The organism is Microbacterium sp. Soil_N32, from assembly GCF_057655505.1.
Genome location: NZ_JBDGME010000019.1, coordinates 628,677 through 640,602 on the forward strand (window position 1 = coordinate 628,677; position 11,926 = coordinate 640,602).

The following is an 11,926-nucleotide window of genomic DNA, read 5'->3' on the forward strand; positions in this document are numbered from 1 at the left end:
CGCGCTCACCGGAGGACGTCGAAGTCGGCGCCGAGGGCGTCGAGCTTGGCGAGGAACTTCTCGTATCCGCGGTTGAGGATGTCGACCCCCGAGACCTTGGACTCGCCCGACGCCGTGAGGGCGGCGATGACATGGCTGTACCCGCCGCGCAGGTCGGGGACGACGATGTCGGCGCCGTGCAGCGGCGTGGGTCCCGTGATGACGGCGGCCTGCTCCAGATCCCGACGCGGGACTCGACGGGGTCCGGCCTGCAGTCCGCGCGGGTGCACGACGATGTCGGCGCCCATCTTCACCAGAGCCTCGGTGAAGCCCATGCGGTTCTCGTAGACGGTCTCGTGCACGATGGAACGGCCGTTCGCCTGCGTCAGCGCCACGACGAGCGGCTGCTGCCAATCGGTCATGAAGCCGGGGTGCACGTCGGTCTCGACGACGACGGGGCGCAGCTCGCCGTCGCGACGGAAGAGGATGCCGTCCTCCTGGATGTCGAACCATCCGCCGGCCTTGCGGAACACGTTGAGGAAGGTCAGCATCTCCTGCTGCTTGGCGCCCCCGACGAAGATCTCGCCGTCGGTGGCCAGGGCGGCCGACGCCCACGATGCCGCCTCGTTGCGGTCGAAGATCGAACGGTGGTCGTAACCGCGGAGCTTCTCGACGCCCTCGATCAGGATGACGCGGTTCGGCTCGTAGGAGATGATCGCGCCCATCTTCTGCAGCACGGCGATCAGATCCATGATCTCGGGCTCGATGGCCGCGTTGCGCAGCTCGGTGACGCCTTCGGCGCGCACCGCGGTGAGCAGCACCTGCTCGGTCGCACCGACGCTCGGGTACGGGAGGTGGATGTTCGCGCCGTGCAGGCGGCCGTTCGGCGTGGAGAGGCGGATGCCGCTCGGCAGCTTCTCGACCATGGCGCCGAACTTGCGCAGCGCGTCCAGATGGAAGTCGATCGGACGGTCGCCGATGCGGCATCCGCCGAGGTCGGGGATGAAGGCCTGGCCGAGACGGTGCAACAGCGGGCCGCAGAAGAGGATCGGGATGCGAGAGGCGCCGGCGTGGGCGTCGATCTCCTCGAAGTGGGCCGACTCGACGTCGCTCGGGTCGAATGCGAGCGAGCCCGGCTCGTCGCCCTCGGTCACTCGTACGCCGTGCACCTCGAGCAGCGAGCGGACGACCGCGACGTCGCTGATGGCCGGCACGTCGCGCAGCGTGCTCGTCGTCTCGCCGAGCAGCGAGGCGACCATCGCCTTGGTGGCGAGGTTCTTCGCCCCCTTGACGTCGACGCGGCCGCGCAGCGGACGACCGCCACGAATCGCGAGGACGTCTCCGGTGAGTGCCGGGACTCCGTCCGGGAGAGCGTCGCGCACGGGTGTCGTCATTCGGGGCCTCACTTCGTTCAGGGATTCGGGACGGGATGCCCCTGGCCTCCCGCCCCGATCCGTCATCGAACGGGAAGGGTGCGGGGCCGCCACGACTCGCGACGGGCCTCGAACTGCGCGATCTTGTCTTCGTTGCGCAGGGTGAGCCCGATGTCATCGAGCCCTTCGAGGAGCCGCCATCTAGTGTAATCGTCGATCCCGATGTCGGCCTGGATGTCGCCGAGCGACGCGGTGCGCGCCTCGAGGTCGACGGTCATCCGCGCCCCCGGGTTCTGCTCGACCGCAGCCCAGAAGCGCTCGAGGTCCTCTTCCGAGATGGTCGCCGCGAGCAGCCCCTGCTTGCCCGCGTTGCCGCGGAAGATGTCGGCGAACCGGGGGCTGAGCACCACCGCGAAACCGAAGTCGCGCAGGGCCCACACGGCGTGCTCGCGCGACGATCCCGTGCCGAAGTCCGGGCCCGCCAGAAGCACGGACGCCCCCTGATAGGCCGGCTGGTTGAGCACGAAGTCGGGGTCCTGGCGCCAGCCGTGGAAGAGAGCGTCCTCGAAGCCGGTCTTGGTCACGCGCTTGAGGAAGACGGCCGGGATGATCTGATCGGTGTCGACGTTGGACCGCTTCAGCGGGGCGGCGATACCGGTGTGGGTGGTGAACTTCTCCATGGTCAGGCCTCCAGGTCGCTCGGGCTGGACAGGGTGCCGCGGATCGCGGTCGCGGCGGCGACCAGCGGGGACACGAGGTGCGTGCGGCCCCCCTTGCCCTGACGGCCCTCGAAGTTGCGGTTCGACGTCGATGCGCAGCGCTCCCCCGGGGCCAGTTGGTCGGGGTTCATGCCCAGGCACATCGAGCATCCGGCGAAGCGCCACTCCGCACCGAAGTCCGTGATGATCTTGTCGAGGCCCTCCGCCTCCGCCTCGAGCCGCACACGGGCCGAGCCCGGTACGACCATGACCCGCACCCCGTCGGCCTTCTGCTTGCCCTGGATGATCGACGCGAAGGCGCGGAGGTCCTCGATCCGGCTGTTCGTGCACGAGCCCATGAAGACGGCATCCACCGGCACCTCCTTCAGCGGCGTCCCGGGCGTGAGGTCCATGTACTGCAGCGCCCGTTCGGCGGCGGCGCGCTCGTTCGGGTCGTCGATCGTGGCCGGGTCGGGCACGGATGCGGAGAGCGAGCTGCCCTGGCCCGGGTTGGTCCCCCAGGTGACGAACGGCTCGAGTTCGTCCGCGTCGATGAACACCTCGGCGTCGAAGGTGGCGCCCTCGTCGGTCGGCAGGGTGCGCCAGTAGGCCACGGCGTCGTCCCAGTCCTCGCCCTGCGGGGCGTGCGGACGCCCTTCGAGGTAGGCGAAGGTCGTCTCGTCTGGAGCCACCATGCCCGCGCGGGCTCCGGCCTCGATCGACATGTTGCAGATCGTCATGCGCCCCTCCATCGACAGCGCCCGGATGGCGCTGCCGCGGTACTCGAGCACATACCCTTGACCGCCGCCCGTGCCGATCTTCGCGATGACCGCGAGGATGATGTCCTTCGCGGTGACGCCCGGACGCAGCGTGCCCTCGACGTTGATGGCCATCGTCTTGAACGGCTTCAGGGGCAGCGTCTGCGTCGCCATGACGTGCTCGACCTCGCTGGTGCCGATGCCGAAGGCCATCGCACCGAAGGCGCCGTGGGTCGAGGTGTGCGAGTCGCCGCAGACGACCGTGATGCCGGGCATCGTGAGCCCGAGCTGCGGGCCCACGACGTGCACGATGCCCTGCTCGGCGTCGCCGAGCGAGTGCAGCCGGACGCCGAACTCCGCCGCATTGCGGCGCAGGGTCTCGATCTGGGTGCGGCTGGTGAGGTCGGCGATGGGCTTGTCGATCTCCCACGTCGGCGTGTTGTGGTCTTCGGTGGCGATCGTCAGGTCGAGGCGCCGCAGCGGGCGCCCCTCGGCCCGGAGGCCGTCGAACGCCTGCGGGCTCGTCACCTCGTGCACGAGGTGGAGATCGATGTAGATCAGATCGGGCTCGTTCTGCTCGCCCTTGACCACGAGGTGGTCGTCCCAGACCTTCTCGGCCAGGGTGCGCGGACGCGGGGCATCGACTGCGGGGGTGTTCATGGCTCTTCTCCTGAAGCTGGCGGGTCGGCCCACGATGGACTCCGCGACGAGGAGGGGCTCAGAACGAGGTCTCGCCGCGGCCGCTAAGAAGGAGCACGGTCCGCATGACGCCAGGTTACCACCGCTTCCCCGGGGCGTGACACGCCGTGACACTCTACTGTTCACCCGCAGATCGAGAGGTTCCGCATGACGGCCGACACCCCGCGTTTCGCGACCCGCGCCCTGCACGCCGCGCGCGCGCGCGACGCCGCGACCCCTCGCGCCACGCCGATCTTCCTGACAGCCGGGTTCGAGTTCGACGGGTTCGATCACGCCGCCGAGCACTTCGGCGCGGGCTCGGGCTTCGGCTACACCCGAACCGGGAACCCCACGGTGCGCGCGGTCGAGCGGCAGCTCGCGTCTCTGGAGGGCGGGGCGGATGCTCTGCTGGTCGCCAGCGGTCAGGCCGCGGTGGTCACCGCGCTGCTGACGGTCGCCGGCGCCGGCGACCACGTCGTGTCGTCGACCCACATCTACGAGGGCAGCCGCGGCCTGTTCCTCGACAACCTCGCCCGGCTCGGGATCGAGACGACCTTCGTCGACGACATCGCCGACCCGGACGCGTGGCGCTCGGCGATCCGTCCGAACACGCGTGCCCTGTTCGCGGAGTCGCTCTCGAATGCCCGCAACGACGTGCTCGACATCGCCGCGGTCGCCGCCGTGGCTGACGAATCCGCCGTCCCGCTCATCGTCGACAACACCCTCGCGACGCCGTATCTCGTGCGACCGATCGAGCACGGCGCGGCGATCGTGGTGCATTCGGCATCGAAGTTCCTCGCGGGCCACGGCTCGGTGCTCGGAGGGGTCGTCGTGGACGACGGACGCTTCGATGCCGCGACGGCGGGCCACAACGCGCCTCACCTGGTTCTGCCGGCGCGCGACGGAGGCCCGAGCGTCGAGGCGCGCTACGGGGGCCTCGCCCGTCTCGCCTACGCCCGCGATTCGGTCGCGCCCCGCTTCGGGGCGTCGCCCTCTCCGCTCAACGCCTTCCTCATCGGACAGGGCGTCGAGACCCTCGGGCTGCGGGTCGAGCGCCAGTCCCGCAACGCCCTCGCGGTCGCGGAGTGGCTCGTCGCCCACCGCGCGGTCGAGAGCGTGGATCACGTCGGCCTGCCGTCGCACCCGCACCACCTCCTCGCCTCGCGATACCTGCACGGCGGATTCGGTTCGGTGTTCACCGTCACTCTGCGCGGGGGTCTCGCCGCGGCACGCGCGTTCGTCGAGCACGTCGAGGTCTTCGTGCACATGACGCACATCGGCGACGTCCGCTCGCTCGTCCTGCATCCGGGCACGACCAGCCACGCACGGCGGACCGCCGAGGAGCGCGCCGTGCTCGGCGTGCACCCGGGCACGCTGCGGCTGTCGATCGGCATCGAAGACGTGGACGATCTGATCGGAGACCTCGCGCGGGTGCTCGCCGAGGTGCGGGAGGTGGCGGCATGACCCGCCTGCAGCATTTCGGCTGGTTCCTCGCGCGGGGATTCGGACCCCAGGGGTGGGGCTATCCGTCGCTCGACTGGGACTACGACTGGACGCGACCCGAGATCTATCAGGAGGCCGCGCGCACCCTCGAGCAGGCGGGCTTCGATCTCGTCATCATCGAGGATGCGCCCTCGCTCGGCTCCCCGCAGACGATCGACCTCCGCGTGCGGCACGCCTTCGGGGGCCCCAAGCACGACCCCCTGCTCCTGGCGCCCTACCTGTTCCAGGTGACGCGGCACCTGGGCGTCTTCCCGACGGTGAACCCGGCGGCATCCCTCCCGTACACCGCGGCGCGCCAATTCGCCTCGCTGCATCACCTCAGCGGGCACCGGCTGGGACTGAACGTCGTGACGGACACGGGCAGCGCCCGCCATTTCTCCGATGCCCCTCCGCTGGGCCACGACGAGGCGTACGACCGCGCCGAGGAGTGGCTGACCGGCATCCGCGACCTCTGGCGCAGCTGGGACGACGGCGCACTCGTGCGCGACCGCGCGACAGATGTCTACGCCGACGGCACGAGGATGCGCGCCGTCCGGCACCGGGGAGAGTACTTCGCCTTCGACGGTCCGTTGAACGCGATCCCCTTCACCGGCGGCGAACCGGCGATCGCATCCCCCGGGGGTTCGGGGCGGGGGCTCGGTTTCGCGGGGGCGAACTCCGATGTGCAGCTCGCGCTCGCGCCGTTGCACGAGGCCTCGGTGCGGGCGTATCGCGCCAAAATCCACGATGCCGCGCGCGCACAGGGGCGGCACCCCGATGACGTGAAGGTGCTGTTCGCGATCCCTCCCGTGATCGTCTCGTCCGCGGAGGAGGCCGACCGCATCGTCGCCGCATCCGCGCACCCCGACGACGAGACTCTGCGCCAGATCGCCCGCAAGCAGTCCAGCGATCTCGAGACCGACCTCACCGCGCTCGACCTGGATCGCCCTCTCGACCCCGCGGTGTTCGGCCCGCACGTGTCGCGCGGCAGCATCCAGCGCCTGCTCGGCGATCGCGAGGACGACGCCCCGCTCCGCGCCCATCTCGCCGCGCTGGCACGCGCGGGTCGCATCTCCGACCGCAGCGGGTTCGTCGGAACGGCCGAGGAGTTCGCCGACCTCGTCGAGGAACTGGGCTCGTGGGGGAACGACGGCGTGCTGCTGTGGGGCGACTTCCACCCCGTGACACTGCACCGCACGCTGGACGAACTCGTACCGATCCTGCGTCGCCGCGGGATCCTGCGTCGCGACTGGGCGGACGGCGGCATCCACGCGAATCTGCGCGCATTCTGAGCGCGCGGAGCCGAGGGCTACCAGCCCATCGACCCCGGGATCCCCTTGAACGGGCCCACCACCCGCGACGTGACCCACCCGCCGTAGAAACCGCCGGGCTGCGGCGTCACGACCTCGCCGCCCACCGTGCACTCGTCCATCGGCGCCGCATACACCGCGACCCGGCCGACCAGTGCGTCGAACCCCGGTGACGGGTCGGGGTAGGTCCAGGCAGCACGGGGGCGCACCAGCCCGCCGCCCTGCACGTCGAAGTAGCGGGCGGCGCCCTTGAACTCGCAGAACGACGAGCCGGCGGCGTCGACGAGCGCGCCCGGCGCGAAGTCCCCGATCGGCAGGTAGTAGACCGGAGGGTGACTCGTCTCGAGCACGCGCACGGCGTCGTCGGTGTCGGCGATCAGAGAGCCGCCGAGGCGGATCGTGACGCGCTCGTCCACCCGCTCGACACGCGGAGGCCGCGGGTAGTCCCACACCGATTCCTGTCCGGGTCCGGGAATGAGCGGTTCGGGTCTGCGCATCTTCTCACTGTACGTCCGACGGTGTTGACTGGGGCGATGGATGCGACCCCGATGTTCCCTCTCGGCTCGGTGCTCTTCCCGTACAGCCCCCTGCCGCTGCGCGTGTTCGAACCGCGCTATCTCACGATGATGGGACGTCTGCTCGACGATGACGAGCCCCGCTTCGGCGTCGTGCTCATCGAGCGCGGTCACGAGGCCGGGGGCGGCGACCAGCGCGCAGGCGTCGGCACGATGGCACGATTGGTCAGCGTCTCGGCCGGTGCCGACGTGCTGCAGGCCGTCGCGGTCGGCACCGAGCGGTTCCGGGTGGAGCGGTGGGCGGAGGACGACCCCTATCCTCGGGCGGAGATCACCCCTCTCCCCGACCTGCTCTGGAACGAGGCCCTCGCACCGATGCGCACCGAGGCCGAGTCGATCGTGCGACGCGCGCTCTCCCGGTCCCCCGAGGCACGGTGGGATGCCGGAACCGCTCTGTCGGACAACCCGATCGCGGCCGCCTGGCAGCTCGCAGCGATCGCCCCGCTCGGCGAGTACGACCGCTACAGCCTGCTGCAGTCGACCACGGTCGGCGGGCTGCTCCGTCAGCTCATCGACCTCACCCTCGAAGCGGAGCTCCTCTGGTCGGCCGAGTGACGGGTCTCACTCCACGGTCGGCGCAGCCTTCGCCGCCCGCTTGTCACGCGACGACGCGATGAGGCTGGCGACCGTCGCAATCGTCATCGACACGACGATCACTCCGAGCGACACGAGGTTGTCGATGTCGGGCACCCACTCGACGTGCTCTCCGCCGTTGATGAAGGGCAGTTCGTTCACGTGCAGCGCGTGGAGGATGAGCTTGATGCCGATGAAGCCCAGGATCACCGCGATGCCGTAGTGCAGGTATCGGAGCCGGTCGAGCAGATCGCCGAGCAGGAAGTACAGCTGCCGCAGTCCCATCAGGGCGAAGATGTTCGCCGAGAAGACCAGGAAGCCGTTCGTCGTGATCTCGAAGATCGCGGGGATCGAGTCGATCGCGAAAATGAGGTCCGTGACGCCGATGGTGATGAACACGATGATCATCGGCGTCCACATGCGCTTGCCGTCGACGGTCGTGCGGATCTTCGAGCCGTCGTAGCCCTCGCTGATGTCGATGCGCCGCCGGAGGAGCCGCACGATGAAGTTCTCCCGCCGCACGTCGTCGTCGTGATCGCCCTCGGGCAGCGCCTGCTTGATCGCGGTGTACACGAGGAACGCGCCGAAGACGTAGAAGATCGGCGAGAAGTTCTCGATGATCGTCACGCCCACCAGGATGAACGCGCCACGGAGCACGAGCGCGATGATGATGCCGATCATCAGCACCTGCTGCTGCAGTCGACGGGGCACGGCGAACTGCGCCATGATCAGCACGAACACGAAGAGGTTGTCGACCGACAAGCTGTATTCCAGCGCCCAACCGGTGATGAAGTCGCCGGCGTTGCGCCAGCCGCCGACGTTGCCGAGCAGGACGGCGAAGAGCAGAGCGAGTGCGACGTAGAACACCACCCACAGGGTCGACTCCTTCGCCGACGGGATATGGGGGCGGAGGCGGATGAGGAGGAGATCGGCGATGAGGATGATCGAGAGGACGATCATCGAGGTGATCTCGAACCAGGCGGGGATTTCCACGGGCAGCACGGCTTTCACAAGGGGTCGACGGGAATCGAGAGTCTCTCCCCCGCGTCGGATGCGGCGCGCGCCCGGAGCAGCAGCGGTGATGCTCGTGATGACGTTACGCGCGGAAACGGGATACTCCCCCTCGCAGTCGCCATGTTAGTCCAGCCGAGCGGATCTGAGACGATAGGTCGTCGGCCGACACTTCCCCGGTGAGAGACACCGAACGGAATCAGGATGCCCGCACAGACGAGTGATCAGAGATGGGCGGCTCGTGCCGCGAACGGCGACGAGAGCGCCTTCCGCGAGCTGTACCGCGCACACGTCCGCCCCGTGTACTGGATCGCCCAGGGCATCCTCGCGTCGCCTCCCGACGCCGAAGACGTCACGCAGGAGACGTTCGTGGTGGCGTGGCGCAAACTGCCGTCACTGCAGCTGCACGGAGAGTCGATCCTCCCGTGGCTCGCGACGATCTGCCGCTTCCAGGCCGCGAATCGGCTGCGGCAGCAGCGCAGGGATCGCGCGCACACCGCGGACGCCCTCGACCGCGACATCGTCGACACGGTCGACGTGGAGCAGCAGGTGATCACGGCCGACCTCGCCGCACGCATCGCGGATGCGGTCGGCACACTCGGCGAGCTCGATCGCGAGATCCTCCGTCTGTGCGCCGCCGAGGGGTACGCCTATCAGGCGGCGGCCACGAGGCTGGGAGTGAGCCACGCGGTGGTCCGTAACCGTCTCTCACGAGTGCGCACCCGACTCCGGGTCGCCGTCGAGGAAGAGAGAGACGCATGAACGACCAGAAGCGACACGACGGGCTGCCGATGCTCTCGGACGAGGCCATCGCGCGCATCGAAGAGGGTGTCTTCGCCGAGATCGCTGCGGAGCCGCGCACCAGTGCTTCGCCGGCAGCCGCGCGATCCCGTGCGCGCCGACGCCGTTGGCTGACGGGGATCGGGGTGGCCGCGGCCTTCGCCGTGGGTGTTCTGGTGACGCCGCCGATCCTCGCGCTCACCGGTTCGAGCTCTGCGACGAGCACCGCCGACGGCGTGGGCTTCGTCGGTGGTGCTCCCCTTCCCGCGGTCCCCCTCCCCGACCAGGGAGCAGCAGCCGATCGCAGCGCGGGATCGGGGACGGCCGAATCGAGCGCGGCGCTCCCCGGCGAGATCGGCGAGGAGGGCCGTGACATCGTCGCGACTGCGAACGCGTCGATCGAGGTCGAGGACATCGCGGAGGCCGCGGACGACATCGCCGCCCTCGCCGAGCAGTACGGCGGTTACGTCGAGAGCACCGACGTGGGGCGTTCGGGCGTCGCCATCGATTCCTCCGCGCCGGGGCCGACGCAGCCCGACTACGGCTGGGTGAGCATCCGGGTGCCGTCCGCCGACCTCACTGCCGTGATCGACGACCTCGACGAGACCGGCGAGGTGCTGTCGTCTTCGATCTCGCGTCAGGACGTCACCGCGACCGCGGTCGACCTGCGTGCCCGCGTCGAGGCATCGCTGGCGTCCGTGCAGCGACTCACCGAGCTCCTGTCGCAGTCGGCGTCGGTGTCGGAGCTGATCGAGGCCGAGGTCGCCCTCACCGACCGCCAGGCTGAGTTGGAGTCCTACCAGCAGCAGCTCAGCGCCCTCGAGGACCAGGTCGCGATGTCGACTCTGCAGGTGCAGCTGACGCCGGCGTCAACCACGACCAGCGCCGACCCCGCGGGTTTCGGCGACGGGCTGTTGGCCGGGTGGAACGGCCTCATCGTCTCGCTCAACGCGCTCGTCATCGCCGTGGGCTTCGTGCTTCCGTGGCTGGCGATCGCCGGTGCCGTGGTGCTGGTGGTCTGGCTCGTCCGTCGGGCTCGCGCCCGCCGTCGCGACGATGCGGGCCCGCTCCCCTAGAGTCTTCGGCATGACACGCGCCGCTTCCTCGACGACGCCTCGCACGGTTCCCGCCGGCCGCGACCTCACCCTCGATCTGACACGCGTCGCCTGCGTGCTGCTCGTGGTGTTCGTGCACATCCTGTTCACGGGGGTCGGCCGAGACGCCGACGGCGGCCTCGTGATCGAGCGGACGGTCGAGCAGCTGCCCGTCTTCGATCTCGGCACCTGGGTGGCGAACATCATGCCGCTCTTCTTCGTCGTCGGCGGCTACGCCGCTCGTGCGGGGTGGCGGTCCGCCGAGCGGCGCGGGGAATCGGCCGATCGGTTCGTGCGCGTGAGACTGGCGCGACTGGCCCGGCCGGCCGTGCCGGTGATGATCTTCTTCACCGTCGCTCTCAGCGCCGTGCGCCTCCTCGGCGTCCATCCGGAACTCGTCGACACGATCGCGATCGGCGTGGGCTCGCCGCTCTGGTTCCTCGCGGCGTACCTCATCGCGCAGGCCTGCGCCCCGTTCATGATCCGGGCGCACGCCCGATGGGGTCTCCGCGTGCCGGCAGTCCTCCTGCTCGGCGCCTTCGCCGTCGATGCGTTGCGCTTCCTCGTCGTGGACGGCGTGTTCGGCCTCGACCGCGTGCCGCCCACCGGCTACGGAATAGGACAGGAGATCTTCGGCATCCCCAATGTCGTCTTCGTGTGGCTGTTCGCGCAGCGGATCGGGTTCTTCCTGTTCGACGGCTGGTTCGCGCGGCGGCAGTGGTGGCAGACGGCGCTGGTGATCGTCGCCGGGTACGCCGCGCTCTGGATCCTCGTCGCCGGCGCGGGATACCCGTCGAGCATGCTCGCCAACCAGTGGCCGCCGACCGCGCCCATGGCGGTACTGGCCGTGGTCCAGGCGGCGGCCCTCACCCTGCTGCATCGCCCGCTGAGCGCACTGATGCGCACGCGGGCGGCTCAGGGCGCGGTCCTGCTCATCGGATCGCGCCTGATGACGGTCTACCTGTGGCACCTGCCGATCATCATGGTGCTGATCGGCATCGAGCTGCTGCTCCCCCTTCCCCTCCCGCAACCGGGCAGCGCCCTGTGGTGGTGGACGAGGCCCGTGCTGCTCGTGGTCGTCCTGGCGGCGGTCTGGGCGCTGTCGCTCGCCGTCGGCCGATTCGAGAAGGCTCCTCGGCAGACGCCCGCCCGCTTCGCGTCGCCGATCGCCACCGTCGTTGCGATCGTGGTGTTCACCGCGCCGGTCATCGGGATCACTCTGTACGGACTCGACCTGGCCCTCGCCGCGGCGACGTTGCTCGGAGCCGTGGCGGCGCTCTGGCTCACCGGGGCTGCACGGCGCAGCGGAGGACGAACGACAGACGAGTAAGCGCAGAAGCGTGGTCGCAGACACGACGAAGGCCCCCGGAGAACCGGGGGCCTTCGCTTGTTGTGTGACCCCAGCGGGATTCGAACCCGCGTTACCGCCGTGAGAGGGCGGCGTACTAGGCCGCTATACGATGGGGCCGTCTGCGTTCCGTTTCCGTCGCGCGACAACTGTTCAAGTATGCCATGGCGATTCTCGACGCACCAAATCGAGCGGGCCCGTGCGTGCATCCCGGGCGTGCCGCCGTGGAAAGTCAAGGGTTTGCGCCGCGAACGCCCGAGGAGTTGA

11 protein-coding genes and 1 tRNA gene are annotated in these 11,926 nt (G+C 69.6%); 6 read left to right on the forward strand and 6 right to left on the reverse strand.

The window, feature by feature from the left end:
- Window positions 1-5: 5 nt before the first annotated feature.
- The 3 genes from murA to leuC all read right to left on the reverse strand — a co-directional run bounded on the left by murA (window position 6) and on the right by leuC (window position 3,468).
- Window positions 6-1,373 carry a UDP-N-acetylglucosamine 1-carboxyvinyltransferase gene (gene murA, locus AC3A3J_RS11220; RefSeq protein WP_487672348.1) on the reverse strand — a complete coding sequence of 456 codons (1,368 nt, stop codon included), beginning with the start codon at window positions 1,371-1,373 and terminating at the stop codon, window positions 6-8.
- Between the two features lie 62 nt (window positions 1,374-1,435).
- Window positions 1,436-2,032, reverse strand: coding sequence for a 3-isopropylmalate dehydratase small subunit (gene leuD / locus AC3A3J_RS11225; RefSeq protein WP_487672349.1), 597 nt, complete (start codon window positions 2,030-2,032; stop codon window positions 1,436-1,438).
- Window positions 2,033-2,034: 2 nt separating this feature from the next.
- Window positions 2,035-3,468, reverse strand: a complete 1,434-nt coding sequence (gene leuC, locus AC3A3J_RS11230; RefSeq protein WP_487672350.1) for a 3-isopropylmalate dehydratase large subunit — start codon at window positions 3,466-3,468, stop codon at window positions 2,035-2,037.
- A 186-nt stretch (window positions 3,469-3,654) separates the two neighbouring features.
- On the opposite strand from leuC, the gene AC3A3J_RS11235 reads away from it, so the two are divergent.
- Together AC3A3J_RS11235 and AC3A3J_RS11240 are read left to right on the forward strand one after the other, a co-directional pair.
- Entirely contained in the window at window positions 3,655-4,950 is a 1,296-nt protein-coding gene (locus tag AC3A3J_RS11235; protein WP_487672351.1) for an O-acetylhomoserine aminocarboxypropyltransferase/cysteine synthase family protein, read from the forward strand.
- Window positions 4,947-6,260 carry an LLM class flavin-dependent oxidoreductase gene (locus AC3A3J_RS11240; protein ID WP_487672352.1) on the forward strand — a complete coding sequence of 438 codons (1,314 nt, stop codon included), beginning with the start codon at window positions 4,947-4,949 and terminating at the stop codon, window positions 6,258-6,260. Before AC3A3J_RS11235 ends, AC3A3J_RS11240 begins: the two co-directional genes overlap by 4 nt.
- A 17-nt stretch (window positions 6,261-6,277) precedes the next feature.
- On the opposite strand, the gene AC3A3J_RS11245 is transcribed toward AC3A3J_RS11240, so the two are convergent.
- Window positions 6,278-6,775, reverse strand: a complete 498-nt coding sequence (locus AC3A3J_RS11245) for a DUF427 domain-containing protein (protein ID WP_487672353.1) — start codon at window positions 6,773-6,775, stop codon at window positions 6,278-6,280.
- A gap of 36 nt (window positions 6,776-6,811) precedes the next feature.
- Here AC3A3J_RS11245 and AC3A3J_RS11250 point away from each other — a divergent pair, with 36 nt between their 5' ends.
- Window positions 6,812-7,408, forward strand: a complete 597-nt coding sequence (locus AC3A3J_RS11250; protein ID WP_487672354.1) for an LON peptidase substrate-binding domain-containing protein — start codon at window positions 6,812-6,814, stop codon at window positions 7,406-7,408.
- 6 nt (window positions 7,409-7,414) lie between these two features.
- On the opposite strand, the gene AC3A3J_RS11255 is transcribed toward AC3A3J_RS11250, so the two are convergent.
- Complete coding sequence (locus AC3A3J_RS11255; RefSeq protein ID WP_487672355.1) at window positions 7,415-8,419, reverse strand: TerC/Alx family metal homeostasis membrane protein; 1,005 nt, start codon at window positions 8,417-8,419, stop codon at window positions 7,415-7,417.
- A 222-nt stretch (window positions 8,420-8,641) separates the two neighbouring features.
- On the opposite strand from AC3A3J_RS11255, the gene AC3A3J_RS11260 reads away from it, so the two are divergent.
- The 3 genes from AC3A3J_RS11260 to AC3A3J_RS11270 are packed head-to-tail and all read left to right on the forward strand — an operon-like array spanning window position 8,642 to window position 11,641.
- Entirely contained in the window at window positions 8,642-9,199 is a 558-nt protein-coding gene (locus AC3A3J_RS11260) for an RNA polymerase sigma factor (RefSeq protein WP_487672356.1), read from the forward strand.
- On the forward strand, window positions 9,196-10,293 hold the full coding sequence (locus tag AC3A3J_RS11265; protein ID WP_487672357.1) for a DUF4349 domain-containing protein: 1,098 nt from the start codon (window positions 9,196-9,198) through the stop codon (window positions 10,291-10,293). Before AC3A3J_RS11260 ends, AC3A3J_RS11265 begins: the two co-directional genes overlap by 4 nt.
- A gap of 10 nt (window positions 10,294-10,303) precedes the next feature.
- Entirely contained in the window at window positions 10,304-11,641 is a 1,338-nt protein-coding gene (locus tag AC3A3J_RS11270; RefSeq protein WP_487672358.1) for an acyltransferase family protein, read from the forward strand.
- A gap of 65 nt (window positions 11,642-11,706) precedes the next feature.
- Here the strand turns inward: AC3A3J_RS11270 and AC3A3J_RS11275 are convergent.
- A tRNA-Glu gene (locus AC3A3J_RS11275) sits at window positions 11,707-11,779 on the reverse strand.
- Window positions 11,780-11,926: the final 147 nt, after the last annotated feature.

What these genes read in the sequence shown, in the direction of transcription:
- AC3A3J_RS11240 (WP_487672352.1), top strand. Translation starts at nt 4,947, where the DNA reads ATGACCCGCCTGCAGCATTTCGGCTGGTTCCTCGCGCGGGGATTCGGA.
- murA (WP_487672348.1), bottom strand. Translation starts at nt 1,373, where the DNA reads ATGACGACACCCGTGCGCGACGCTCTCCCGGACGGAGTCCCGGCACTC.
- AC3A3J_RS11250 (WP_487672354.1), top strand. Translation starts at nt 6,812, where the DNA reads ATGGATGCGACCCCGATGTTCCCTCTCGGCTCGGTGCTCTTCCCGTAC.
- leuD (WP_487672349.1), bottom strand. Translation starts at nt 2,032, where the DNA reads ATGGAGAAGTTCACCACCCACACCGGTATCGCCGCCCCGCTGAAGCGG.
- AC3A3J_RS11235 (WP_487672351.1), top strand. Translation starts at nt 3,655, where the DNA reads ATGACGGCCGACACCCCGCGTTTCGCGACCCGCGCCCTGCACGCCGCG.
- AC3A3J_RS11265 (WP_487672357.1), top strand. Translation starts at nt 9,196, where the DNA reads ATGAACGACCAGAAGCGACACGACGGGCTGCCGATGCTCTCGGACGAG.
- AC3A3J_RS11270 (WP_487672358.1), top strand. Translation starts at nt 10,304, where the DNA reads ATGACACGCGCCGCTTCCTCGACGACGCCTCGCACGGTTCCCGCCGGC.
- AC3A3J_RS11245 (WP_487672353.1), bottom strand. Translation starts at nt 6,775, where the DNA reads ATGCGCAGACCCGAACCGCTCATTCCCGGACCCGGACAGGAATCGGTG.
- leuC (WP_487672350.1), bottom strand. Translation starts at nt 3,468, where the DNA reads ATGAACACCCCCGCAGTCGATGCCCCGCGTCCGCGCACCCTGGCCGAG.
- AC3A3J_RS11260 (WP_487672356.1), top strand. Translation starts at nt 8,642, where the DNA reads ATGCCCGCACAGACGAGTGATCAGAGATGGGCGGCTCGTGCCGCGAAC.